The 23972-nt window shown below is 71.6% G+C and carries 25 protein-coding genes, 1 tRNA gene and 2 pseudogenes; 15 read left to right on the top strand and 13 right to left on the bottom strand.

Annotation, left to right across the window (positions count from 1 at the left end; genetic code table 11):
• Positions 1 to 40 precede the first annotated feature (40 nt).
• Entirely contained in the window at positions 41 to 733 is a 693-nt protein-coding gene (locus tag ACFU3E_RS20655; RefSeq protein WP_384159959.1) for a hypothetical protein, read from the bottom strand.
• A gap of 47 nt (positions 734 to 780) precedes the next feature.
• Here ACFU3E_RS20655 and ACFU3E_RS20650 point away from each other — a divergent pair, with 47 nt between their 5' ends.
• The gene (locus tag ACFU3E_RS20650; protein ID WP_384159956.1) at positions 781 to 969 is read left to right on the top strand and encodes a DUF5703 family protein; all 189 of its coding nucleotides are present in this window, start codon (positions 781 to 783) and stop codon (positions 967 to 969) included.
• Positions 970 to 1050: 81 nt separating this feature from the next.
• Here the strand turns inward: ACFU3E_RS20650 and ACFU3E_RS20645 are convergent, their stop codons facing one another.
• From ACFU3E_RS20645 to ACFU3E_RS20635, 3 genes are all read right to left on the bottom strand, one after another.
• Positions 1051 to 1905, bottom strand: a complete 855-nt coding sequence (locus ACFU3E_RS20645) for a chaplin (protein ID WP_384159953.1) — start codon at positions 1903 to 1905, stop codon at positions 1051 to 1053.
• Positions 1906 to 2036: 131 nt separating this feature from the next.
• Positions 2037 to 2270, bottom strand: a complete 234-nt coding sequence (gene chpH, locus ACFU3E_RS20640; protein WP_003989153.1) for a chaplin ChpH — start codon at positions 2268 to 2270, stop codon at positions 2037 to 2039.
• A gap of 150 nt (positions 2271 to 2420) precedes the next feature.
• Positions 2421 to 3746: a M20/M25/M40 family metallo-hydrolase gene (locus ACFU3E_RS20635; RefSeq protein WP_384159950.1), complete on the bottom strand. Its 1326-nt coding sequence runs from the start codon at positions 3744 to 3746 to the stop codon at positions 2421 to 2423.
• 195 nt (positions 3747 to 3941) lie between these two features.
• Between ACFU3E_RS20635 and ACFU3E_RS20630 the strand changes: the two genes are divergently transcribed.
• Both ACFU3E_RS20630 and ACFU3E_RS20625 read left to right on the top strand, forming a co-directional pair.
• Positions 3942 to 4026, top strand: a tRNA-Leu gene (locus tag ACFU3E_RS20630).
• Between the two features lie 63 nt (positions 4027 to 4089).
• Positions 4090 to 4464: a YchJ family protein gene (locus ACFU3E_RS20625; RefSeq protein ID WP_384159947.1), complete on the top strand. Its 375-nt coding sequence runs from the start codon at positions 4090 to 4092 to the stop codon at positions 4462 to 4464.
• Positions 4465 to 4470: 6 nt separating this feature from the next.
• Here ACFU3E_RS20625 and ACFU3E_RS20620 read toward each other — a convergent pair whose 3' ends face one another.
• The gene (locus ACFU3E_RS20620) at positions 4471 to 5172 is read right to left on the bottom strand and encodes a FadR/GntR family transcriptional regulator (protein WP_384159944.1); all 702 of its coding nucleotides are present in this window, start codon (positions 5170 to 5172) and stop codon (positions 4471 to 4473) included.
• Between the two features lie 138 nt (positions 5173 to 5310).
• On the opposite strand from ACFU3E_RS20620, the gene ACFU3E_RS20615 reads away from it, so the two are divergent.
• The 4 genes and pseudogenes from ACFU3E_RS20615 to ACFU3E_RS20600 form a co-directional block, all read left to right on the top strand.
• Positions 5311 to 5829 carry a gluconokinase gene (locus ACFU3E_RS20615; protein WP_384159941.1) on the top strand — a complete coding sequence of 173 codons (519 nt, stop codon included), beginning with the start codon at positions 5311 to 5313 and terminating at the stop codon, positions 5827 to 5829.
• A gap of 49 nt (positions 5830 to 5878) precedes the next feature.
• Positions 5879 to 7276 (top strand): gluconate:H+ symporter, encoded by a 1398-nt coding sequence (locus ACFU3E_RS20610; protein WP_384159938.1) that lies wholly within the window; start codon positions 5879 to 5881, stop codon positions 7274 to 7276.
• A gap of 35 nt (positions 7277 to 7311) precedes the next feature.
• Positions 7312 to 7518 (top strand): annotated as a pseudogene (locus tag ACFU3E_RS20605) (SDR family NAD(P)-dependent oxidoreductase); the annotation flags it as partial.
• Between the two features lie 10 nt (positions 7519 to 7528).
• Positions 7529 to 7708: pseudogene (locus tag ACFU3E_RS20600) on the top strand (L-idonate 5-dehydrogenase); the annotation flags it as partial.
• Between the two features lie 73 nt (positions 7709 to 7781).
• Here ACFU3E_RS20600 and ACFU3E_RS20595 read toward each other — a convergent pair.
• From ACFU3E_RS20595 to ACFU3E_RS20580, 4 genes are all read right to left on the bottom strand, one after another.
• Positions 7782 to 8405 (bottom strand): cytochrome b/b6 domain-containing protein, encoded by a 624-nt coding sequence (locus ACFU3E_RS20595; RefSeq protein ID WP_384159935.1) that lies wholly within the window; start codon positions 8403 to 8405, stop codon positions 7782 to 7784.
• Positions 8389 to 9114: a molybdopterin-dependent oxidoreductase gene (locus tag ACFU3E_RS20590; protein ID WP_384159974.1), complete on the bottom strand. Its 726-nt coding sequence runs from the start codon at positions 9112 to 9114 to the stop codon at positions 8389 to 8391. Before ACFU3E_RS20590 ends, ACFU3E_RS20595 begins: the two co-directional genes overlap by 17 nt.
• Positions 9115 to 9225: 111 nt before the next feature.
• Positions 9226 to 10761 carry an APC family permease gene (locus ACFU3E_RS20585; RefSeq protein WP_384159932.1) on the bottom strand — a complete coding sequence of 512 codons (1536 nt, stop codon included), beginning with the start codon at positions 10759 to 10761 and terminating at the stop codon, positions 9226 to 9228.
• Positions 10762 to 10795: 34 nt separating this feature from the next.
• Positions 10796 to 11746 (bottom strand): hypothetical protein, encoded by a 951-nt coding sequence (locus ACFU3E_RS20580; protein WP_384159929.1) that lies wholly within the window; start codon positions 11744 to 11746, stop codon positions 10796 to 10798.
• A 365-nt stretch (positions 11747 to 12111) separates the two neighbouring features.
• Here ACFU3E_RS20580 and ACFU3E_RS20575 point away from each other — a divergent pair, with 365 nt between their 5' ends.
• From ACFU3E_RS20575 to ACFU3E_RS20560, 4 genes are read left to right on the top strand one after another with little or no spacing between them, the layout of a single operon-like run.
• Positions 12112 to 13017, top strand: a complete 906-nt coding sequence (locus tag ACFU3E_RS20575) for a DMT family transporter (protein WP_384159926.1) — start codon at positions 12112 to 12114, stop codon at positions 13015 to 13017.
• Positions 13018 to 13063: 46 nt separating this feature from the next.
• Positions 13064 to 13579 (top strand): NUDIX hydrolase, encoded by a 516-nt coding sequence (locus ACFU3E_RS20570; protein WP_384159923.1) that lies wholly within the window; start codon positions 13064 to 13066, stop codon positions 13577 to 13579.
• 38 nt (positions 13580 to 13617) lie between these two features.
• The gene (locus ACFU3E_RS20565; RefSeq protein WP_384159920.1) at positions 13618 to 14010 is read left to right on the top strand and encodes a YidH family protein; all 393 of its coding nucleotides are present in this window, start codon (positions 13618 to 13620) and stop codon (positions 14008 to 14010) included.
• A complete protein-coding gene (locus ACFU3E_RS20560; protein WP_384159917.1) occupies positions 14007 to 14342 on the top strand; it encodes a DUF202 domain-containing protein in 336 nt (111 codons plus the stop codon). The genes ACFU3E_RS20565 and ACFU3E_RS20560 overlap by 4 nt, the downstream gene beginning before the upstream one ends.
• 33 nt (positions 14343 to 14375) lie before the next feature.
• On the opposite strand, the gene ACFU3E_RS20555 is transcribed toward ACFU3E_RS20560, so the two are convergent.
• Positions 14376 to 15320, bottom strand: coding sequence for an NADP-dependent oxidoreductase (locus tag ACFU3E_RS20555; RefSeq protein WP_384159914.1), 945 nt, complete (start codon positions 15318 to 15320; stop codon positions 14376 to 14378).
• A gap of 199 nt (positions 15321 to 15519) precedes the next feature.
• On the opposite strand from ACFU3E_RS20555, the gene ACFU3E_RS20550 reads away from it, so the two are divergent.
• Entirely contained in the window at positions 15520 to 16554 is a 1035-nt protein-coding gene (locus ACFU3E_RS20550; RefSeq protein ID WP_384159911.1) for a phosphotransferase family protein, read from the top strand.
• A 5-nt stretch (positions 16555 to 16559) separates the two neighbouring features.
• Positions 16560 to 17783 carry an acyl-CoA dehydrogenase family protein gene (locus ACFU3E_RS20545; RefSeq protein WP_384159908.1) on the top strand — a complete coding sequence of 408 codons (1224 nt, stop codon included), beginning with the start codon at positions 16560 to 16562 and terminating at the stop codon, positions 17781 to 17783.
• A 333-nt stretch (positions 17784 to 18116) separates the two neighbouring features.
• Here the strand turns inward: ACFU3E_RS20545 and ACFU3E_RS20540 are convergent, their stop codons facing one another.
• The 3 genes from ACFU3E_RS20540 to ACFU3E_RS20530 are packed head-to-tail and all read right to left on the bottom strand — an operon-like array spanning position 18117 to position 21173.
• Entirely contained in the window at positions 18117 to 18710 is a 594-nt protein-coding gene (locus tag ACFU3E_RS20540; RefSeq protein WP_384159906.1) for a TetR/AcrR family transcriptional regulator, read from the bottom strand.
• Positions 18711 to 18738: 28 nt separating this feature from the next.
• The gene (locus ACFU3E_RS20535) at positions 18739 to 20403 is read right to left on the bottom strand and encodes a class I adenylate-forming enzyme family protein (RefSeq protein ID WP_384159903.1); all 1665 of its coding nucleotides are present in this window, start codon (positions 20401 to 20403) and stop codon (positions 18739 to 18741) included.
• Positions 20400 to 21173: an SDR family oxidoreductase gene (locus ACFU3E_RS20530; RefSeq protein WP_384159900.1), complete on the bottom strand. Its 774-nt coding sequence runs from the start codon at positions 21171 to 21173 to the stop codon at positions 20400 to 20402. The genes ACFU3E_RS20535 and ACFU3E_RS20530 overlap by 4 nt, the downstream gene beginning before the upstream one ends.
• A 149-nt stretch (positions 21174 to 21322) precedes the next feature.
• On the opposite strand from ACFU3E_RS20530, the gene ACFU3E_RS20525 reads away from it, so the two are divergent.
• Positions 21323 to 22558, top strand: a complete 1236-nt coding sequence (locus ACFU3E_RS20525) for an exo-beta-N-acetylmuramidase NamZ domain-containing protein (RefSeq protein ID WP_384159897.1) — start codon at positions 21323 to 21325, stop codon at positions 22556 to 22558.
• A 93-nt stretch (positions 22559 to 22651) separates the two neighbouring features.
• On the top strand, positions 22652 to 23968 hold the full coding sequence (locus tag ACFU3E_RS20520; protein ID WP_384159894.1) for a serine-threonine protein kinase: 1317 nt from the start codon (positions 22652 to 22654) through the stop codon (positions 23966 to 23968).
• The last annotated feature ends 4 nt before the right edge of the window (positions 23969 to 23972 follow it).

Raw genomic sequence — 23972 nt, 5'->3', positions numbered from 1 at the left:
GGCCCATGACCACCACCCCCGTGGTCGCCGGTGTGCGCGCTCAGCGGCGGTCCGCGTCCAGCGGCTCCAGGTCCTCGTCCGGATCTCCGTCGAGACCGTCCTCGTCGTCCTCGTCATCGTCGATGTCGTCGATCTCGTCGTCGAAGACGGCGCTGACATCGAAGCGGCAGACCACCTGCTGCGGGTCGACCTGTTCGAACGGCGCCTCCAGCCACTCGCCGGGCTCGGCCGGTTCGTCCGCCGCCGTCACCCAGAGCGTGGAGTCGCCCTCTTCCAGCCCGAACTCCTTGTGCCGGGAGGCGATCTCGTCGGGTTCGAACTCGCCGAAGAGCAGCCCGAGCGCGCCGTGCACCGTCCCGGAGGCCGGGGCGCCGTCGTCGCCGTCAGCCGTCTCGATCCGCTGTGCGTGCGCCAGCAGACGCTGCGGCTCGGCGACGGCGTAGTCGCGGCGGATCAGTACGCTCAGCGCGTTCGGTTCTTCGGGGCCCGTGTACGGGGGCAGCGCGTCCTCCGTACCGGGGATCTCGAAGGGCGTGACCTCGTCGTAGCGGTCGTAGAGCAGTTCGTCGTACACCTCTGCGGCCGCGGCCAGCTGGTTGAACGCCTCGTAGACGGCCGGGTCGTCCTCTCCCGACCTGCGTTCGACCGCGGCCAGGTGGCGGTCGAGCGCGGTCTTGACCGCCTCGGCGGCGGCGCGTACCTCGGCAGCGGTGGGCTGCGCAGCATCAGACATAGTGCAGACGCTATCCGTACCTGGCCCCAGCCCGCACAATAGATGCGATGCCGGAATACGAATTTGTCGACGTGTACGTACCGCGCGGGGTCTCCCGCAAGGAAACGGCACGTCTGCTGACGGACCACGCGGAGTACGGACACTGGGAGTTGCACCGTCTGAGCCTGCTGCGCGACGGCAGCCGCAAGGTGCGGTTGCGTCGGCGGATCATCCGCCAGGCGCGGGCCACGTGGTGAGCGGGGACGGGGCACCGGAAGAAGGCCCATGACGGAGCGGGCCCCGCCTCGGCGGGGCCCGCTCCGTGTGCCGGGGGGATGTCAGGCCGAGGCGCGCGCCTTGCGGTACAGGATCGCGCCCGCGAGCAGCGCGCCCGCGCCGGCCGGGAGGGCCAGGCCGAGCGGCAGGTCGCTGCCGGTGCTGGCGAGCTGGGAGTCGCCGTCGGGCTGGGTGACGAACTGGCCGCCCGGCTTGTTGCCGTGCGCGGAGCCGCCCGGGGTCTCGGCACCGGTGGAGGGCGGGGTGCCCGGGGTGGTACCGGGGTGACCGGGCTCACCCGGGTTGCCGGGGTGACCGGGCTCACCCGGGTTGCCGGGGTGGCCAGGGTCGCCCGGGTTTCCAGGGTTCCCCGGGCCGCCCGGACTGCCGGGGTCCCCCGGCTCGCCCGGGTCACCGGGGTTCCCCGGATAGCCGGGGTCGCCCGGCCGGCCCGGCTCCTCGTGGCCGCCGCCCCCGTTCGCGCAGTCGTTGCCCGTGCTGGGGTTGCCGACGCCGATGACGTCGACGCTGTTGCCGCAGACGTTCACCGGAACGTGGACCGGCGCCTGGACGTGGTTGCCCGAGCCGACGCCGGGTGAGTCGGTGGCGTGGCCGCCCGCGTGGGAGCCGCCGTGACCGCCGTGTTCGCCGTATCCCCCCGACGACGACCCACCGCCCTTGTCGGCGCACGAGTTGCCCATCGACGGGTTGAGCAGACCGACGACGTTGACCGTGTTCCCGCACACGTTGACCGGCGCGTGCACCGGCGCCTGCACCGAGTTCCCGGAGAGCACGCCGGGCGAGCCCGCTGCCGAACCCTGGGCGCCCGAGTCGGCGTGAGCGGAGCCGCCCGCGGCGGCGATCACGCCGGTCGCGGCCGCCACGGTCATCAGACCCTTGCGGGTGACCTGTCGCATTTACTGAATACCTGCCTTCGACCCTGTCTCGAATTCTTCTCGAATTCCCCGAAAGAAGCGTTCGGTCCCGGAGCGCATGGCACGCACTCCGGGACCGATGGCTTTGAACTCCCCTCAGCGAGGGGGAAGCATCACTTGTTGATGCAGGTGTTGCCGAAGGCGGGGTTCAGCAGCCCGATCACGGAGACCGTGTTGCCGCAGACGTTCACCGGGACGTGAACGGGCACCTGAACAACGTTGCCGGACAGGACACCCGGGGAGTGCACGGCGGCACCCTGGGCACCCGAGTCGGCGACGGCCAGGCCCGCACTCGCGAGAACCAGCCCACCGGTGGCAGCCGCAGCAGCGACGACCTTCTTGATCATTATTCCTCCTAGTTGGCAAAGCGACCCATCTTGCGATCGCATTACCTGTAACGAGGAGGGAGTAATGAGGCTACGAGCTTATGGTCGCATTCACTCTTCCCAGTCGGTTCCGTACGCGCGACCGAATACCACCGTCTCGCAGGGCTGGTTTCAGGACGCGTCGATGAAGCGGTCGAGCACCCGCACGCCGAACTGCAGGCCCTCCACCGGCACCCGCTCGTCCACGCCGTGGAACATGCCGGCGAAGTCCAGCTCCGGCGGCAGCTTCAGCGGCACGAAGCCGAAGCCGCGGATGCCCAGGTCGTCGAAGGACTTCGCATCCGTCCCGCCGGAGAGCATGTAGGGGACCGCCTTGGCGGTCGGGTCCTCGGCCAGCAGCGCGGACTGCATCGCCGCCACGAGCGCCCCGTCGAAGGTGGTCTCGACGGCCTTGTCGGCGTGGACGTCCTCGCGCCGCACCTTCGGGCCGAGGATCCGGTCGAGGTCGGCGAGGAACTCCTCCTCGTATCCGGGCAGGAACCGTCCGTCGACATGGGCGGTCGCCTCGCCCGGGATGACGTTGACCTTGTAACCGGCACCGAGCTGCGTGGGGTTGGCCGTGTTGCTCAGGGTCGCGCCGATGAGTTTGGCGATGCCGCCGAGCTTCGCCAGGGTCGACTCCATGTCCTCCGGGTCGAGCTCGGTACCGAGCGCGTCACCGAGCTCGTCGAGGAAGGCACGGGTGGTCTTGGTGACCCGCACCGGGAACGTGTGCCGCCCCAGGCGCGCGACGGCCTCCGACAGCTCGGTGATCGCGTTGTCCCGGTGGATCATCGACCCGTGCCCGGCCGTGCCGGCCACGGTGAGCTTCATCCAGTGCATGCCCTTCTCGGCCGTCTGGATCAGATAGAGCCGCCGCTGCTCGCTCACGGTGAACGAGAACCCGCCCACCTCGCTGATCGCCTCGGTGACGCCCTCGAACAGGTCGGGGTGGTGGCGCACGAGGTGCTTGGCGCCGTACGTGCCGCCGGCCTCCTCGTCGGCGAGGAACGCGAGGACGATGTCGCGCGGCGGCTTGCGCCCGCTGCGCAGCCGGTCACGGACGACCGCGAGGGTCATCGCGTCCATGTCCTTCATGTCGACGGCCCCGCGGCCCCACACGCAGCCGTCGGCGACCTCCCCGGAGAAGGGGTGGTGGGTCCAGTCGTCCGCGTTGGCCGGTACGACGTCGGTGTGGCCGTGGATGAGCAGCGCGGGCCGGGAGGGGTCCTCGCCCTCGATCCGGGCCACCGTGGAGGCGCGGCCCGGGTGGGACTCGAAGATCTGCGGCTCGAGCCCGACCTCCGCGAGCTTCTCGGCGACGTACTCGGCCGCCTTGCGCTCGCCCGGACCCGAGTGGTCGCCGTAGTTGCTGGTGTCGATCTGGATCAGCTCGCGGCAGAGGTCCACGACCTCGTCCTCGCCGGTGACGCTCCTGGCCGTGTCCGTCTCGCTCACGTGCTTCCTCCCGGTGTCACTGCTGGTGGGTCCCCCTCATCCTCCCTCTCCCCGGCCCGCACCCCAAGAGCGCTCCCGGCCCGTCACACGCCGTTCACGCCCCGCCGGGGTGCGGACGGGGGTGATCGGCCACCCCGGAAAGCCTGGTAATGTTTACGTCGTCGCCGCGGGGAGAACCCGCGCGACAGACACCTTGTCCGGGTGGCGGAATGGCAGACGCGCTAGCTTGAGGTGCTAGTGCCCTTTATCGGGCGTGGGGGTTCAAGTCCCCCCTCGGACACTTGCAGCTGAGGGCCGTGACCGCGAGGTCACGGCCCTCAGGCGTTGCCGCAGAAAGGTGACCATGACCAGGCACTCCTGCCCCTGCGGGCTCCCTCATGCCTACGAGGCCTGCTGCGGCCGTTTCCACTCCGGAGCCGCTGCCGCACCGACCGCCGAGGCGTTGATGCGGTCGCGGTACTGCGCCTTCGTGAGGGGGGACGCCGGGTACCTGCTGCGGACCTGGCATCCGCGGACCCGGCCGGCCCGGCTGGAGCTGGATCCGGGGATGCGGTGGATCGGCCTGGAGATCCTGGGGACGAGCGAGGGGTCCGCGTTCCACTCCACCGGAACCGTGGAGTTCCGGGCCTCGCACCGGGGCGGGTCTCTGCACGAGCGGAGCCGGTTCGAGCGGGTCGACGGGGCCTGGGTCTACGTCGACGGTGACTTTCCGGCGTAGCCGGTGCTACGGCGCCAGGATGTCGAGTTCCTGGAGGGCGCCGACCGTGATCTCCCGGGTCAACGCCTCCGCCCGGGCGGCGTCGCCCGCGCGGACCGCCTCGGCGACCTGGACGTGCAGGGTGACGGCGGCCGGGTCGGGGTCCTCGAACATCACGTCGTGCTGGGTGCGGCCGGTCAGGACCTCGGCGACGACGTCCCCGAGGCGGGCGAACATCTCGTTGCCGGAAGCGTCCAGGATGACGCGGTGGAACGCGACGTCGTGCAGGAGGTACCCCTCCAGTCTGTGGCCGCGTGAGTGGGCGACCATGCCGAGCGCGCACTCGGTGAGTTCGGCGCACTGCTCGGACGTGGCATGCCGGGCGGCGAGGCCGGCCGCGACGGGTTCGATCGCCGAGCGCAGCACCGTGAGGGACCGCAGCTGCCGGGGGCGGTCGGCGCCGGCCAGACGCCAGCGGATGACCTGCGGGTCGTAGACGTTCCACTCGGACTTCGGGCGGACCGTCACGCCGACGCGGCGGCGGGACTCGACCAGGTACATGGACTCCAGGACGCGGACCGCCTCGCGCATCACGGAGCGCGACACGTCGAAACGCTGGGCGAGTTCGTCCGTGCGCAGGACGCTCCCCGGCGGGTACTCACCCGCCGTGATCTCGGGGCCGAGGGTGTCCAGTACGTGGCCGTGCAGCCCCCGGCCCGGTGTGCTCATGCACTCAGCGTACGGGGTAGATCACGGAGACAAAAAGTCAGACTTATTAAGGACGACCTCTTGAATTCGTCGTACCTAATGGGTTTCAGTTGCGTCGACATCACGTGTCGACCTCGGGCAGCAGACAGTGAGGCAGCGATGAACACCCCCCACGTCGTCGTGGTCATGGGCGTATCGGGCACCGGCAAGACCACCATCGGTCCCCTGCTCGCAGCCCGACTCGGCGTTCCGTACGCCGAGGGCGACGACTTCCACCCGCCCGCCAACATCGCCAAGATGTCGGCCGGCACCCCGCTCACCGACGAGGACCGCCTGCCCTGGCTCGACGCCATCGGCGCGTGGGCGCAGGGGCGGGCCGGGATCGGCGGGGTGGTCAGCTGCTCGGCGCTGAAGCGGTCGTACCGCGACCGGCTGCGGGCCGCCGCGCCCGGCGTGGTCTTCGTACACCTCACCGGTGACCGCGCGCTGATCGAGGACCGGATGTCGCACCGGCAGGGGCACTTCATGCCCTCGGCGCTGCTCGACTCCCAGTTCGCCGCGCTCCAGCCCCTCGCGGCGGACGAGGCGGGGGTCGGGGTGGACGTCGCGGGCGGCCCGGAGGAGATCACCGAGCGGGCGGCGCACGCCCTGCGGGACCTCCCCGAGCCCGTCCGGTAGCCCCGGCGGTTTCCCCTACCCCCTTCTCCCCAACGCAAGGGAACCCACCGTGACCAGACTCAGTGTCGAGATGCTGGCAGCGGACGCACCCGAGCCGATCACCTCGGCCGGACACGCTCAGCTGGGCATCGCCGTCCTGGCGGGCATCGCCGTCATCGTCCTGCTCATCACGAAGTTCAAGCTGCACGCCTTCCTGTCCCTGACCATCGGGTCGCTGGCGCTCGGCGCGATCGCCGGGGCGCCCCTGGACAAGGTCCTCCTCAGCTTCAGCACCGGACTCGGCTCCACGGTCGCCGGCGTCGGTGTGCTGATCGCCCTCGGGGCGATCCTCGGCAAGATGCTCGCCGACTCCGGCGGCGCCGACCAGATCGTCGACACCATCCTCGCCAAGGCCGGCGGACGGTCGATGCCGTGGGCGATGGTGCTGATCGCCTCCGTGATCGGGCTGCCGCTGTTCTTCGAGGTCGGCATCGTGCTGCTGATCCCGGTCGTGCTGATGGTCGCCAAGCGCGGCAACTACTCGCTCATGCGCATCGGCATCCCGGCCCTCGCGGGTCTGTCCGTGATGCACGGCCTGGTGCCTCCGCACCCCGGCCCGCTGGTCGCGATCGACGCGGTCGGGGCCGACCTCGGCATCACGCTGGCCCTCGGTGTCCTCGTCGCCATACCCACGGTGATCATCGCCGGTCCGGTGTTCTCGAAGTACGCGGCCCGCTGGGTGGACGTCCCGCCCCCCGAGAAGATGATCCCGCAGCGGGCCTCCGACGAGCTCGACAGGCGCCCCGGCTTCGGTGCCACCCTCTTCACGGTGCTGCTCCCAGTGATCCTCATGCTCGCCAAGGCGCTGGTCGACATCGTCGTGGACGACCCCGAGAACGCTGTCCAGCGCGTCTTCGACGTCGTCGGCGCCCCGATGATCGCCCTGCTCGCCTCGGTGCTGGTCGGCGTCTTCACTCTGCTGCGGCCCGCCGGGTTCTCCAAGGAGCGGATCTCACCGCTCGTCGAGAAGAGCCTCATGCCGATCGCGGGCATCCTGCTGATCGTCGGCGCGGGCGGTGGTTTCAAGCAGACGCTGATCGACACGGGCGTGGGCCAGATGGTCCTGGACATCTCCGAGGACTGGGCCATTCCCGCGCTGCTGCTGGCCTGGCTGATCGCGGTGGTGATCCGGCTCGCGACAGGCTCGGCGACGGTGGCCACGGTCTCGGCGGCCGGTCTCGTCGCCCCGCTCGCCGCCGACATGTCGACCACGCACACCGCCCTGCTCGTGCTGGCCATCGGCGCCGGTTCGCTCTTCTTCAGCCACGTCAACGACGCCGGGTTCTGGATGGTGAAGGAGTACTTCGGTCTGAGTGTCGGTCAGAACATCAAGACCTGGTCGGTCATGGAGACGATCATCTCGGTGGTCGCCGGCGGCATCGTCCTGCTGTTGTCCCTCGTGATCTAGTGCCGCGGCGATGACGGCTCACCCCCTCCTCGACATCGGTGGCCTCGGGGGTCGCCGAGGTCGAGGAGCGGGTGGGCCCGCTCGACATCCTCGTCAACAACGCGGGCATGCAACTGCGCGCCCCGCTGCTGGAGTTCGGCGAGTCCGACTGGCACCGGATCCTGGACACCAATCTGACCAGCGCCTTCCTGGTCGGCCGTGAGGCGGCGCGCCGGATGACGGAACGCGGCCACGGGAAGATCACGAGCTGCGGGGGCGTTTCGCTTCCACGGTGAGTTCGACGAGGCGTTGGCGTTGCTGGCTGTGGAGCCGGCTCTGGACGGGCTGATCAGTGCGGTGGTCCCCGTGGGGGTCGCCGAGTCCGAGTTCGCGCTGGCCGCTGATCGGAGTCGGTCGTGCAAGGTGCTGCTGGATTTCGCCCGGTCGCCGTAACGGGTCCTGCCGTTGCGCGTCCGCGGGTGCGTCGTGGCTTGTCGCGCAGTTCCCCGCCCCTGAGGTGCCGGGCCTACTCGCGCCACAAGGGGTGCTCCCGGTCGGCCCACTGTCTGCTCACCCTGCCCGTGCGCATGCCCCTTCTGGATTCCGGGTCCGCCAGGGCCATGCCGATGTGGCCTGCCAGGACGATGCCGATGGTGAGGGCCAGCCAGTCGTGGACGAAGGTGGCGCTGGTGCGCCAGAGCAGGGGGGTGAGGTGGGTGAACCACATCATCAGGCCCGTGGCGAGCATGACCAGCGTGGCGCCGGCGATCCAGGCCGCGTAGAGCTTCTGGCCGGCGTTGAACTTGGCCGCGGGGCGGGACGACGGGCGTTTGTCGCGGTGCAGGGTGGCGCGCAGCCAGGTCCGGTCGTGCGGGCCGAAGCGGTTGAGGCGGCCGAGGTCGGCGCGGAAGGCCCGGGAGGCGAGACCGGCCAGGACGGGGACCGGCAGGGCGAGGCCCGACCACTGGTGCAGGGTGACGACCAGGGCGCGGCGGCCGACGAGTTCGGCGAGCTGGGGGATGTAGAGGCAGGCCGCCGTGAGGACGCAGATGCCCATCAGCGCGGCCGTGGTGCGGTGGATCCAGCGCTGCGGCGTGGTGAAGCGGCGCACTTCGGCCGTGGCCGGCGGTGCGTCAGCTCGTAGGCTCATCGTCGCGTCCGTTCGAGCGGCCCACCCAGGCGTCCACGTCGTAGCCGCGCTCCTCCCAGTAGCCCGGCCGGACCTCGTCGGTGACGGTGATGCCGGAGAGCCACTTGGCGGACTTGTAGAAGTACATGGGCGCCACGTAGAGGCGGACCGGACCGCCGTGGGAGTGGCCGAGGTCCTTGTCCTGCATGCGCAGGGCGACCAGGACGTCCGCGCGGCGGGCCTGGGTGAGGGTGAGGCTCTCGGTGTACGTGCCGTCGAAGCAGGTGAATCGGATGGCCTTGGCCGCGGGGCGGACCCGGGCGGCGTCCAGGAGCCGGGACAGGCGGACCCCCTCGAAGGGGGTGTCGGGGACGCGCCAGCCCGTGACGCACTGGACGTCGCGGACCATGCGGGTCTGGGGCAGGGCCCTGAGGTCACCGAGGGTGTAGGTCGTGGGGCGGTCGACCAGGCCGTCCACGGTGAGGCGGTAGCTGCCGGCGTTCTGGCGCGGGACGGACGAGGCGACCGAGTAGTAGCGGAAGCCACCGCCGTTGGGGAGCAGACCGGTCAGGCCGGTGGGGTCCTTGTCGGCCGCGCCGCCGAGGAAGCCCTCCAGGCCGCGTTGCAGCGTCGGCGCGGCGGCCACGCCGACGGCGCCCAGGGCGAGGGTGCCGAGGAAGACGCGGCGGCCGACCGGGGTGCCCCGCTCTTCGGGGTGCTCGTCGCTCACACCCTTGGATACGTCCTCGTTCACGTACTCATTCGAACACCCGCGGCCCCGGCAGGACAGGGATCGCGGGTGCTCGTCAGACTTCCGTAACCACTTCTTGCGCGGGCCGCCTCAGGAGGAGGCCGCCTTGTCCAGTTGGAACGCCTCGTTGCCGAGGCCGATCCGGGCGTGCTTCTCGGGGGCGCGGGCGCGCAGTACGAGGCCGAGGACCACGCCGGCGAGCGCGGCGAGGCCGATGATGCCGGGCAGCACCCAGCTCAGCGAGGAGTCGGGTCCGGCGCCGACCAGCACCTCGAAGTCCTTCACCGTGTAGCCGGCGATCACCAGCAGGGCGATGCCCGCCAGCGCGGACGTGACCAGCCGCCAGGCCTGGGCGCCCGCGGCGCCGCGGCGGAGGAAGAAGACGACGACGGACAGGGACGCCGCCGCCATCAGCACGATCACGCCGAGGGCGCCGATGTTGCCGAACCAGGTGAACAGCTGCAGGACGGGCGCGGTCGGGTCGCCGGCCGGCTTGTCGTCGGCGATCGCGAAGGCGGCCACGACCACCACGGCCACGACGGTCTGGAGCAGCGAGCCGGTGCCCGGGGCGCCGCTGCTGCCGCTGGTGCGGCCGAAGGCGGCGGGCAGCAGGCCCTCGCGGCCCATGGCGAAGGCGTAGCGGGCGACGACGTTGTGGAAGCTGAGCAGCGCGGCGAACATGCCGGTGACGAACAGGACGTGCAGGACGTCCGTGAAGGTGCCGCCGAGGCGGGACTCGGTGAGGAAGAACAGCAGCCCGGCGCTCTGCTTCTGGGCCGTGCCGACGACGGCGGAGGGGCCGGTGGCCACGGTGAGGGCCCAGCTGCTCAGCGCGAAGAAGACGGCGACCCCGCCGACGGCGAGGAACATCACGCGCGGCACCAGCACGTGCGGGCGGCTGGTCTCCTCGGCGTACACCGGGGCCTGCTCGAAGCCGAGGAACGCGGCGATGCAGAAGCACAGCGCGGTGCCGACACCGGCGCCGGTGAGGGTGTCGGGGTTGAAGGCGTGCAGCGACAGGCCCTCCTTCCCGGGGTCGGCGAGGGCGGCCACGTCGAAGACGACGACCAGGAGCACCTCGATGACCAGCAGCACGCCGAGCACGCGGGCGTTGACGTCGATCTTGAGCCAGCCCAGCAGCCCGACGGCGAGCGCGGCCACGAGTGACGGTATCCACCAGGCGATCTCCACGTCGGCGTAGGTGGCGAGGAGCCCGGAGACCTCGAAGCCGAAGATGCCGTAGATGCCGACCTGGAGCGCGTTGTAGGCGACGAGGGCCACCAGGGCGGCGCCCGCGCCGGCGGTTCCTCCGAGGCCCCGGGAGATGTAGGCGTAGAAGGCGCCCGCGTTGTGGACGTGGCGGCTCATCTCGGCGTATCCGACGCTGAACAGGATCAGGACGATGCCGAGGAGGACGAAGAGCAGCGGCTGGCCGACGATGCCCATCACCGCGAATGTGGTGGGCATGACACCCGCGACGACCATGAGCGGGGCGGTCGCGGCGAGGACGGACAGCAGCAGCCCCCCGGTGCCGAGCCGGTCGGCGCGCAGGGCGCGCTCCTGCCCCTTGAACGTACTGATGCCGCCGGAGGCGGATGTGCTCGTTCTCGAACTGTCCGTGGTCATCGGGAGAGCGTCCTCACTCTTCGGGTCGGGGGTGTCAGGCCGTGCCGAGCGCCCCGGCGCGGGCGGCGGCGAAGGCGGTGTGCGGGTCGCGGTCCGGGTACGACCAGGGCGCCGGGGTGGCGTGGCGGCCGATCCGGTGGAACAGGGCGGCGGCCTCGGCTCCCCGCCCCTCGCAGAACTTGGCGTGGGCGAGGAAGTTCAGGTCGATCAGCCGCCGCGGGTGCCCCTCCAGGTCCCACTCCAGCCACCAGTCGAAGGCGGCCTTCATGACCTGCCGGGCACGGCGGCCCGTCCAGTGGCCGGAGGCGGCCGGATCGGCGGGTTCGTGACCGGCTGCGGCCAGGACGCGGTAGCGCTCGGCGTGCGCGATGACCGGCAGGATCGCGAGCGGGGAGTCGGCGGGTGCCTGTTCGGCGGCCCAGTTGGCGAAGTCGTAGACCTCGTGCAGCGGGTCCGGGCCGGCCTCGGTGCGGCGGCCGGCGAGCCGGGCGACCATCAGATGGTGGGCGTGGTGGTGGTCGGCGTAGCGACCGCGGACCGCCTCGAAGCTGCGGACCGCGTCCTGGTCGGTGCCGACCGCGCACTCCAGCATGAGCAGGCCGAGCAAGGGGGTGGGGTCGGCGGGGGCACGGGCCGCGGCGGCCCGGCAGACCTCGCGGGCACGGGCCGGTTCGGCCTTGCCGTGCAGGGCGCGCCGGACCTCGGCGACGGCGAGCAGCACGCGGGCGTCGGCGGACTCGGGTTCGGCGAGCAGCCAGTCCCGGGCCCAGGCAGCACAGTAGGACTCCCGCGCGAGGACGGTGACGCGGTGGCCGCGCCGGTCCCAGTCGTCCCCGGTGCGCACCAGCAGGGAACGGGCGTTCTGCCAGCGGCCCTGCGCCAGTGCGGCGCGCGCGGCCACGAGATCGGCGTCGTCGAGGGCCTCGTCGAAGGCCTGCGCCGCACGTCTGCGGCCACGGCCGAGGGGAGGCGGGGGTGGGGACACCGCGGAACTTCCTCACGCGCTCTTCTGGTGTTTCGGCTCACGGCGGCAGAGGGAGCGCGGATGTGCGCACCGCCATGAACTGATCACACACAGCAAACCCCCAGCCAAGGGTGGGCGTCAAGGGCCGCCTGGGCGTTACACGCGTCAACTTCCGTTACTTGCGCGGATCTTGTGATTCAGGGGGCAGCAGAGACAGGTGTGACCGGCATCCGATTTTTCCGTTTCGCCCTTTGTGACGTACGTCATAGCGTGGGTTGCCGCCGCCCTCGACGATGGCATGACGTACGGGCGCGCCGGGCGGAGCCGGCCGGTACAGTCGGCCCCTACGCAACCGTGAACCCGACCTGACGATCGAGGTACACCGCGTGTCGGTTCCAGTTCTGGCGCTCGCTCTGGGTGCCGCCTGCTGTCTGGGCTTCGGCTTCGTCCTCCAGCAGAACGCAGCTCAGCGGGCCCCCCTGAGCGACTTCCTCTCCTTCCGGCTGCTGATCGATCTCATGAAGGTGCCGCGCTGGCTCGGCGGCATCGCGCTGATGGTGGTCGGCATGGGGCTGGGCGCCGCCGCACTCGGCCAGGGCGAGCTGTCGCTGGTGGAGCCGCTGCTGGCCACGAACCTGCTCTTCGCGCTCGCACTCTCCCGCAAGCAGACCCGGCAGCCGCTGGGCCGCCAGGGCTGGGCGGGCCTCTTCCTGCTGGCGGGTGGCGTGACCGCGTTCATCGTGGCCGGTCAGCCGGAGGGCGGCGCCGCGACGGCCGATCCGGTGCGGCAGTGGCTGATCATCGGCGCCATGATCGGGCTCGCCCTGCTGCTCACGACGCACGGCAAACGGTCCCGGCTGAGTTCGGGCCCGGTGCTGCTGGCGCTGGCCGCCGGGCTGCTCTACGGCGTGCAGGACGCGCTGACCCGGGTCAGCGGGCAGAAGGTCTCCGAAGGCGGCTTCGCGGAGTTGCTCACCGGCTGGGAGCCGTACGCGGTGCTCGCGCTGGGCGTCACGGGGCTGGTCCTCGTGCAGAGCGCGTTCGAGACCGCGTCCCTGCGCAAGTCACTACCCGCCCTGACCGCGGCGCAGCCGCTCGCCGGGATCGTCTGCGGCATCGGTTTCCTGGGCGACCGGCTGCGCACCGACGCGGTGGCCCTGAGCTGGGAGGCCGGTGGCCTGCTGGCCGTCGTCACCGGGATCGTGCTGCTGGGGCTGCACCCGGCCATGCCGCAGGGGGCCGCCGAGCGGACACGGGTGGCCGCTCCCGCGGTGAGCCCGGCCTCGTCCTGACGGTCCCCGCCCGGTCCGGGGACGCGTGCCCTGCTTGGATGAGGGCATGAGCGCTGCTGACGAGATCCTCGACATCGTCGACGAGAACGACCAGGTCATCGGGCAGTCACCCCGCGGCGAGGTCTACGCCCGGGGCCTGCGCCACCGCTGCGTGTTCATCCAGGCCCGGGACGCCGAGAGCCGCGTCTTCGTGCACCGGCGCACCCCGGCCAAGCTGGTCTTCCCCTCCCTCTACGACATGTTCGTCGGCGGGGTCGTCGGCGCTGGCGAGTCCTACGACACGGCGGCCCTGCGCGAGGCCGAGGAGGAACTGGGCGTGTGCGGCCTGCCGCAGCCGCGGCATCTCTTCACGTTCCTCTACGACAACGGCGCCGGCCGGTCCTGGTGGTCGGCGGTCTACGAGGTCCGCTGTGAGCTCCCCGTGCGGCCTCAGGCCGAGGAGGTGGCCTGGCACGCCTTCCTGTCCGACGCCGAGGTCGAGCGACGCCTCGGCACCTGGGAGTGGGTGCCGGACGGGCTGGCGGCGTACGAGCGGCTCAAGGCGTTCCGGTCGGCCGGCTGACGCGGAGCCGGACCGGGCACCCGGGTAGGGTCGCGCACGTGATCGAGTTCGTACGGAACGTCCGGTTGTGGTTCGCGCCCGCGGAGGCCCGGGAGGACGGCGAGACGCCCGACTACCGGTTCTCGCTGGCGAACGAACGCACCTTCCTGGCCTGGCTGCGCACCGCGCTCGCACTGATCGGCGGCGGCTTCGCCGTGGACCAGTTCCTGCCGGACCTGCGCTGGGCCTGGCGGGTCGGGCTGGCACTCGCGCTGCTGGCCGCGGGCGTGCTGTGCTCGCTGCGGGCCGTCAACCACTGGGTGCGCTGCGAGCGGGCCATGCGCCGGGGCGAGGATCTGCCGGTGTCACGGTTCCCGGCGCTGCTGAGCCTCGTCGTCGCGGTCGTGGCCGTCGCCATGGTCGTGGTGGTGCTCGTGGGGTGGGAGGGGTGACCGTCCCACCCACCCGGCGGCAGGACCCCGACCGCGACCCCGGGCTGCAGCCCGAGCGGACCCGGCTCGCGTGGCGGCGTACGACGCTGTCCGGCACGGTCGTCGCGCTGCTCGCGGTGAGGACCGTGCTGCACGGCGGGGCGTCGGCGGCCGGGATCCTCGTGTGCGCTCTGTGCTGTGTGCTCTGGCTGGGCTTCCTGGGTGTCGCCCACCGGCGTATCCGTGCCCTCGCGGCGGCCGCGAGCCCTGCGGCGTTCGCGCCCCGGCACGCGGCGGCCGCGGTGCTGTGCACGGTGGCGCTGGCGGTGTGCGGGGCCGCCCTCGTTCTCTAGGAGGCCCCAGGAGACCTCCAGGAGCCCCGCCCCTCAGTCGCCGTCGCTCTCCCAGTCCACCGTCACGACGATCTTGCCGCGGGTGCGGCCCTCCTGGTTCAGCCGGTGCGCGTCCGCCGCACGCTCCAGGGGGAACGTCTCGTCGACGTGCACGCTCACCACGCCCTGCTCCGCCAGGTCGGCCAGACGCTGGAGGTCCTGCGCGTCGGGGCGGACGAAGTAGTAGCGGCCGCCGTAGTTCACGACGTCGTTGTCGGCGATCGACACCAGGCGGCCCTCGGGGGCCAGCAGGTTCGCCGACACCTTCAGCGCGTCCCCGCCCACGGTGTCGAACACCGCGTCCACGCCCTCCGGGGCCAGTCCGCGCACCCGCTCGCCCAGGCCCTCGCCGTACACCACCGGCTCCCCGCCGAGCCCCCGCACGAAGGCGTGGTTGGACTCGCTCGCCGTACCGATCACCCGGGCACCCAGGTGGATGCCGAGCTGCACGGCGATCGAGCCGACGCCCCCGGCCGCGGCATGCACCAGGACGGTCTCGCCCCGCTTCACCTGGAGCACCCTGGTCAGCACCTGCCAGGCCGTGAGCCCGACCAGAGGCAGCCCGGCCGCCTCCTCGAAGGAGAGGTTGCGCGGCTTGCGGGCGAGGGTGCGCAGGGGCGCGGCCACGTACTCGGCGAAGGTGCCGCGGGAGAGGAAGTCCTCGCGCACGTATCCGATGACCTCGTCCCCGACGTCGAACTCCGAGACGGCCACCCCGGGCCGGACGACGACGCCGGAGACGTCCCAGCCGGGCACCACGGGGAAGACAGGGGCGAGGATCCCGTCGAGGTGTCCCTCACGGGCCTTCCAGTCGACGGGATTCACGGCCGCCGCCCGCACCTTCACCAGCACCGCGTCCGGGCCGACCTTGGGATCGCGGACCTCCCCGAACGCCAGCACTTCGGGTCCGCCGTACCGTGAGTAGCTGATGGCCTTCATGGCTTTGACCTTCCGGGCTCGTCGCGGGGCTCGCAAGCCGGATGGCCTGAACGAAGCGGCCGAAACCTCCCTGTTCGCCCCGCGGGAGGAGCCGTCGGCCTATGGTGGCCCCGATCACGTTTCGGCCCCGCCCTGGACGACATACCGACCGGTCGGCATCATGAGTCGGGAACTGTCCACCTGCCCGTAGGAGCGACGCATGAGCCCCGACCACCCGCCCGGACTCGATCTCGACCGGTTGCGCGGCCTGCTCGACCGTGAGCGGCCCGGCCTGGTGAACGGCCCGCTGTCCGGCCGGCTGATCGAGGGCGGACGGTCGAACCTCACCTACGCGGTCTCCGACGGTACCTCCCGGTGGGTCGTACGCCGGCCCCCGCTCGGCCATGTCCTGGCCACCGCGCACGACATGAAGCGCGAGCACCGGGTGATCAGTGCCCTGCACCCGACCGCCGTGCCGGTTCCGGATCCGGTGCTGCTGTGCGAGGACGAGGAGGTCCTCGGGTCGCCGTTCTACGTCATGGAGTTCGTCGACGGCACCCCCTACCGCACCGCAGACCAGCTCGTCCCGATCGGTCCCGAGCGGACCCGGGGCGCGGTGCTGAACCTGGTCGACACGCTGGTGGAGCTGCACGCGGTCGACCCGGGCGAGGTGGGGCTGGCGGACTTCGGCCGGCCCGAGGGCTTCCTGGACCGGCAGCTGCGGCGCTGGGGCAAGCAGCTGGACGCCTCCCGCAACCGCGACCTGGACGGCATCGACGAGCTGCACGCCGCCCTCGGGCGCGAGCTGCCCCGCTCCCCCGCCCCTGCCGTCGTGCACGGCGACTACCGGCTCGACAACGTACTGATCGGCGAGGACGACTCGATCCGGGCGATCCTCGACTGGGAGATGTCGACGCTGGGCGACCCGCTCACCGACCTCGGCCTGCTGGTGATGTACAGCATGCCGCTCGGCATGCCCGAATCGCCCGTCTCGACGACCGCCGAGGCTCCCGGACATCCGGCGCCGTCCGAACTCATCGAGCGGTACGCCGCGCGCTCGGGGCGCGACGTCTCCGCCGTCTCCTGGTACACGGCGTTCGCCTGGTTCAAGCTCGCCGTGATCCTCGAGGGCATCCACTACCGCTACACGCTGGGCCAGACGGTCGGGCGCGGCTTCGACCGCATCGGCGACCTCGTGCCCGTCTTCGTCCGGCACGGACTGACCACGCTTCACGAAGGCCTCCAGGAGGGCTGATCCGTATGGACTTCGCTTTCGACGCGCGCACCGAAGAGCTGCGCGCCAAACTCCTCGCCTTCATGGACGAGTACGTCTACCCGGCCGAGGCCGTCGCGGACGAGCAGCGCGAGCGGCTCGCCTCGCCGTGGGAGACCGTGCCCGTGGTCGAGGAGCTCAAGGCCGAGGCCCGCAGGCAGGGCCTGTGGAACCTCTTCCTGCCGGACTCCGAGTACGGGGCCGGGCTCACCAACCTCCAGTACGCGCCGCTCGCCGAGATCATGGGCCGCTCCCCGCAGCTGGCGCCGACGGTGACGAACTGCGCGGCGCCCGACACCGGGAACATGGAGGTGCTCACCCAGTTCGGCGACGAGCAGCAGCGCAAGCAGTGGCTGGAGCCGCTGCTGGCCGGGGAGATCCGCTCGGCGTTCGCGATGACCGAGCCGGAGGTGGCCTCCTCGGACGCCACGAACATCACCACGCACATCGAGCGAGCCTCCGATGGCACAGACGAGTACGTCATCACCGGCCGCAAGTGGTACATCTCCGGGGCGATGCACCCCGACTGCAAGATCTTCATCGTGATGGGCAAGACCGACCCGGACGGGGAGGACATCCGCCGCCAGCAGTCCATGGTGCTGGTGCCGCGCGACACCCCGGGCGTCACCATCAAGCGGGCCATGCAGGTGTTCGGGTACGAGGACCACTACCACGGCGGGCACGCCGAGGTGATCTTCGACCAGGCACGGGTGCCGGTGTCGAACCTGGTCGGCGAGGAGGGCGGCGGTTTCGCCATCGCGCAGGCGCGCCTCGGGCCCGGGCGGATCCACCACTGCATGCGGCTGATCGGCATGGCGGAGCGGGCGATCGAGCTCATGTGCCGGCGGGCCGTGTCGCGGACCGCGTTCGGGAAGGCGCTGGCGCAGCAGGGTGTGGTGCACAACTGGATCGCGGACGCGCGGGTGACGGTGGAGCAGTTGCGGCTGCTCGTGCTGAAGACCGCGTGGCTGATGGACACGGTGGGCAACCGCGGTGCGCACACCGAGATCCAGTCCATCAAGATCGCCACGCCCCGGGCGGTGGTGGACATCCTCGACCGGGCGATCCAGCTGCACGGTGCCGGCGGGGTGAGCCAGGACTTCCCGCTGGCGGAGCTGTATGCCGGCGCGCGGACGCTGATGATCGCGGACGGGCCGGACGAGGTCCATCAGCGGTCGCTGGCGCGGCGGGAGTTGAAGCGGTACATGTGACGCGGAGCGGCGGTGGGGTTCCCGCCCCGCCGCCGCGCGCGTCCCTCCGCCCTGTGCGCTCCCATCTGCCCTTGGCGTTCCGGCAGGGCGGATGCGGCCGCCGGGTTGCGGGCGAGATGGGAAAGTCCGCACGGTCTCGTGACCGGCCGTCGGGGCAGGGAGACGGTTTCCGAGGGAGTAGCGCCCCGGATCCGTACGTCGTCGGGCCGGGGACGCGTCCGGTGGTGGAGGAGCAGCTGCACGACTTCCCCCGCGCCCGCCGGCTCTCCGGTGCCGGGCGCACCGCGCTCACCGCCCGCCTCTGACCCGGAGACGCTGGGGGTGGGACGGCTGCTACGGGCGCAGGGCGCGCAGCAGCAGGTCGGCCAGGTGGTCCGCGACCTGCTGGGGTGTGAGGGGGCCGTCGGGGCGGTACCACGTCGACAAGTGGTGCACCGAGCCGAAGTGGTAGTCGACCACCAGGTCCGCCGGGGTCGCCCTGGAGAAGACGCCCGACTCCTGGCCCTCCTCCACGAGCGCGCGGAAGCGTTCGTGGTAGCGGCGGCGTTCGGCGCGGACCTGCTTGTTCTTCTCGGGGCTGAGGTGGTGCATGGAGCGCCAGAAGATCATCGCGTCGTCGAGGTTGTCGATGGTCGTCACCACGACGTCCGCGGCCGCGGCCCGCAGCCGCTTCTCGACCGGCTCGTCGGCGCCCGCCACGGCATCCAGTCTCTCCTGCTGGATGCGCAGCACGCGTGCGTACACCTCGTGCAGCAGGTCGTCCTTGGAACCGAAGTAGTGGTACAGGGCCCCCTTGGTGACGCCGGCCGCCTCGACGATCTCCTGCACCGAGGTGCGGTCGTAGCCCTGCTCGGCGAAGAGCCGGGTGGCGGCGGCCAGGAGCCGCTGAGGCACGGGCGTGCCGTCCGAGTCCGTGGTCCTGGGCACTGCCGCCACCTGCCTTTCCGTTCTGCTGTCAGTTGCCTTGCGTACGGGAACGAAGTTCCCGACGGAGGATCTTCCCACTGGCCGTCTTCGGCAAGTCCGGCAGGATCTCCACCTGGCGCGGGTATTTGTAGGCGGCCAGTCTCTCCTTGCAGTGGGCGGCGAGTGCATCCGGGTCCGTGTCGGCGTCCGGACGCAGGCTGATGTACGCCTTGACCGTCTCCCCGCGATACCCGTCGGGCACGCCGACCACGGCGGCCTCGCGCACGGCCGGGTGCGTGTAGAGGACGTCCTCGACCTCGCGCGGCCACACCTTGAAGCCGGACGCGTTGATCATGTCCTTCTTGCGGTCGACGACGTAGAGCCAGCCCTGCTCGTCCATGAAGCCGATGTCGCCGGTGCGCAGTTCGGCGCCCGGGAACGTGGCGGCGGTGGCGTCGGGGAGGCGCCAGTAGCCGGGCACGACCTGCGGGCCGGCGACGACGATCTCGCCCTGCTCGCCGAAGGGGACTTCCTCGCCTGCGTCGTCGACGATCCGTACGACCGTGTCGGGGCCCGGCAGCCCCACGGCGAGGGTTCCGGATCCCAGGTCGACCGGTGCCTCCAGACCCGGCGGCACCGAGGCGCAGGGCGCGGTGCACTCGGTCAGCCCGTAGCCGTTGCGAATGTAGGGCCCGAACCCGGCCCGGAACTTCTCCACCAGCGCGGGCGGCAGCGGGGCACCGCCGGAGGAGATCACCCGGAAGGAGGAGAAGTGGTCACGGGTGACGGAGGGGTGGGCCGCCAGCGCCATGAAGGCCGTGGACGGCCCGACGGTGTAGTGCGGGCGGTGCTCGGCGAACGCGTCCAGCACCACGCCCGACTCGAAGCGGTAGGCCAGCACGAGCGTGCCCCCGCTGTTCAGGCAGGCTCCGAACTGGCAGACCATGCCGGTGATGTGGAACAGCGGCGCCAGCGCGAAGTACACGGGCCGCTCGGGCAGGCCGAGCCCGGTCCGCTGCCGCTCGGCGTTGTACATGATGTTGCCGTGCGTGTTGGTGGCGCCCTTGGGTGTGCCGCTCGTGCCCGAGGTGTAGCTGATCAGCGCGATGTCGCCGGGGCCGGGGTCCCGGTCCTCGGGCGGCCTGTGCCCGGCCCGTGCCACGGCGGTCAGGTCGTCGGTGTCCGGGGCCTGCGGCAGGCGCTCGAAGGTCAGCACGCGCGCGTCGCCACGGCTCTGGAAGTCCAGCTCGCAGCCCGTGAGCACGATCCGCACGGGCGAGTCGGCGGCCGTCTCGCGCAGATACGACTCCCAGGCCCGGTCCGAGCAGATCAGCGCGGCCACCTCGCCGTCCCGCAGGACGTGGGCCACCTCGCCCGACTTGTACATCGGGTTGACGGGCACGACGACCGCGCCGGCCTTCCACGCGCCCAGCACGGCGAGCACGAAGTGCGGGGAGTTCTGCAGCAGCACCGCGACCCGGTCGCCGCGCCGGAGGCCGCGCGCCGCGAGGTGCCCGGCGACGGAGTCGCTGAGCTCGTCGGCCTCCCGGTAGGTCAGACGGCCGTCGAAGTAGGCCAGGAAGTCGCCGCCGGGCGTCTCGGCCACGGCAGCGCGCAGGGCGTGCACGAGGGAGCCGGCCGGGCTGATAGCGCCCTTCTGGGCGTCACTGAGCAGGTCGAGCCAGGGTTTGGCAGCGTAGCGGGACTCGGTCACGGGGCCTCCTCCCACTGCTGCTGGATGCGGTTCATGCCGGACAGCCACCGGTCGGGGTCACCGGCCCGGGCCTGGTAGTAGGCGGCGACCTCGGGGTGCGGCAGGATCAGGAAGCGGTCCTCCGCGACGCCCTGGAGCAGCGCGTCCGCCACGGCCTCCGGCTCGATCGCGGTCGGCTGGAGCACCAGGTCACCCGCGCTGCCGGTGGCGGCCAGCATGTCGGTGCGGACGCCCTGCGGGCAGATGGCGTGGACCTTCACGCCGCGGTGCCGGTAGGTCAGCGACAGCCATTCGGCGAAAGCGAGCGCGCCGTGCTTGGTGACGGCGTAGGGCGCGGCCCCGATCATGGTGAGCAGCCCGGCTGCGGACACGGTGGAGACGAACCGGCCGCTGCCGCGCTCCAGCCAGCTCGGCAGCAGCTCCTCGGCGGCCCGGACATGAGCCATGACGTTGACGTCCCAGGAGGTCGCCCACGCCTTCTCGTCCAACGCCTGACCGGAATCGACGCCGTCGAAGGCGACACCGGCGTTGGCGCAGTACACGTCGACGGTCCCACCGAGCGCGTCCCGGGCGTCCCCGACGATCGCCGAGGCGTCACCGGGCACGGCGATCCCCCCGACCTCGTCCGCGACGTGCTTGGCCCGCTCGGCGTCCAGGTCGTTGACGACGACCCGGGCCCCCTCGGCGGCGAAGCGTCGGGCAAGCGCGGCTCCGATACCCCCACCGGCCCCCGTGACAACGACTCCAGCCCCTTGAAAGGCTCCCACCATCGGTCTCCTTGGACGCGGCTCAGCAACAGCACCAGACTAACCGGTCGGTATGTTTCAAGGAAGAGGGTGGAGCAGCACCCTAGGGGCGCGGGGGAACTGCACGACCAGCCACAGCGAAGCGGCACACAACGGACCACGGAGGTCACCGCATGCGCCCTTCCAGACGAGCCGTACTCACAGCGACCACGGCGGCGGCCCTCTCAGCCGCACCCACCGCAGCAGCAGCCCAGCGCCACAGAGAATTACGCACCGGCTTCGAACGCCTCGCCCGCGACGGCTACGCCCTGCTCGACGGTCAGAAGGCCGGCATCGTCACCAACCCCACCGGCATCACCCGCGACGCCCGCCACATCGTCGACGTCATGCACGCCGACGACCGCGTCGGCCTCACCGCCGTCTTCGGGCCGGAGCACGGCTTCCGCGGCACCGCCCAGGCCGGCGGCTCCGAGGGCCGCTACGACGACCCGGCGACCGGCCTGCCCGTCTACGACACGTACCTCAAGAGCGGCCGGCCGCTCGCGGACGTCTTCACCGCGTCCGGCGTCGACACGGTCGTCTTCGACATCCAGGACGTCGGCGCCCGCTTCTACACGTACATCTGGACGCTGTACGACTGCATGGAGGCCGCCCAGCTCGCCGGCAAACGGTTCGTGGTCCTGGACCGGCCGAACCCGGTGACCGGCAGAACGGCCCTCGGCCCGGTGCTGCACAAGGAGTTCGCCACGTTCGTCGGGCGGCAGCCCATCGCCCAGGCCCACGGGATGACCGTCGCCGAGCTGGCGCGGCTGTTCAACGAGGAGTTCCTGACCGAGCCCGTACCGCTGGAGACCGTGCCGATGTCGGGCTGGAGGCGCTCGGAGTTCTTCGACGCCTCAGGACTGCCCTGGGTGCCGCCGAGCCCGAACATGCCGACGCCGGAGACAGCCCTGGTGTACTCGGGAACGTGTCTGTTCGAGGGTACGAACCTGTCGGAGGGGCGCGGCACGACCCGGCCGTTCGAGCTGCTCGGCGCGGAGGGCGTCGACCGGCGCTGGGCGGCAGCGGCGAACGAACTCGCCCTGCCCGGGGTGCGGTTCAGGGAGGCGTACTTCGCGCCCACCTTCTCGAAGTTCCAGGGAAGGACGATCGGCGGTGTGCAGGTGCACGTACACGACCGGGCGGCGTTCGATCCCGTACGGACGGGGATCGCCCTGCTGGTCACCGCCAAGCAGGTCTGGAGCGGTTTCGCCTGGCGCCCGGACAACTGGATCGACAAGCTCACCGGTTCCACGCGTGTACGGACGATGATCGACGCGGGTGCGGACACCGACGAGGTGGTGGCCGGGTGGCGGGAGGACCTGGCGGCGTTCCGCCGGATGCGGCGGAAGTACCTCCTCTACCGCTGAGCCCGAATGCGCCCGTGGCGTATGGCCAAGCTCCCCCGTTGGCAGGACGATGCGCCCACATCGTGGCGTCACCGGGGGACCAGGGGGCCTGTCATGGCGGATCCGGCGATGAGTGTGACTCCCTACTGGGAGCTGGCCTTCGACGCGGACGGAGACCCGGAGGGCCGCCGGCGCGACCGGCTGCTCGCCGGGGTGACCGAGCGCGGCGTGCGCGACCTGATCCTCTTCGCGCACGGCTGGAACAACGACCGCTCGGGCGCGACCCGCCTCTACGACCGCTTCTTCGCGCCCGTGCCACGGCTGGCACCGGCGGCCCGGGTCGGGTACGTCGGCGTGCTGTGGCCGGCGATGCGGTTCTCCGACGAGCCGGTCCCGGACTTCCCGCGTGCGGTGGCGACCGAGCCGCCAAGGCGCCCGGTGCTGGACAAGGACACCCGGCACGCGCTGCTGGAGACCTTCCCGGGCCGGGCGATCCTGGTCGACCAGATCGCCCGGCTGCTGGAGCAGCAGCCGCCGGAGGAGGCCGAGCTGGAGGAGTTCGGGCGGCTGGTGCGGACGCTGGTGGAGGTGGTGGCGCCCGGGCCGCAGGCTCTGTTCGCGGCGGACACGGTGGCGGAGGGCGTGCCGCAGAGCGAGCCGGAGATGTTCGCGGGGTCGTCGGCGGCGGCCTGCGAGGAGTTCACGCGGGCGCTGGCGGAGCTCGAGGCGGCCGGGACGCGGCAGGGGTTCAGGATCCCCGGCCCGTGGGACGGTGCTCACGAACTACTGCGGCAGGCCACGTACTACGCGATGAAGCGGCGCGCGGGAACCGTCGGGGAGCGGGGTCTGGGCAGGGTCGTCGGGCAGCTCGCGAAGGCGGCCCCGGGTGTGCGGGTGCACCTGGTCGGGCACAGCTTCGGCGCGCGGCTGGTGTCGTTCGCGCTGCGGGGCCTCCCCGAGGGCGTGCGCACGGTGAAGTCGGTGACGCTGCTCCAAGGGGCTTTCTCCCACTACGCGTTCGCGGCGCGGCTACCGCACGACGCCCGGGCCGGAGGGGTGCTCCAGGGGCAGCAGAACCGCGTCGACGGGCCCCTGGTGTGCTGCCACTCCCGGCACGACGCCGCCCTGGGCACCATGTACCCGCTGGCCTCGCGGATGGCGGGCGACAGCCGGTCGGCCGGCGGACCGGACCTGGGGCGGGCTCTGGGCGCCAAGTGGGGAGCGATGGGCCACGGCGGGGTGCGGGCGGTGCCCGGCACACGCGCGTACACCCTCGCCGAGGCCCTGGAGGCGACACTGCCCGTCTCGGGATGCGTGAATGTCGACGCGGCGGCGGTGGTCAGACGCGGCGGGCCACCGGCCGGCGCGCACAGCGACATCCTGCACGCGGAACTGGCCCGGCTGGTCCTGGCGGCGGGCCGCGTGCGCTGACCCG

Source organism: Streptomyces sp. NPDC057424, assembly GCF_042803315.1.
Lineage (GTDB): Bacteria > Actinomycetota > Actinomycetes > Streptomycetales > Streptomycetaceae > Streptomyces.
The sequence above is the reverse complement of the archived record's forward strand: the minus strand, read 5'-3'. Positions and strand labels throughout refer to the sequence as shown.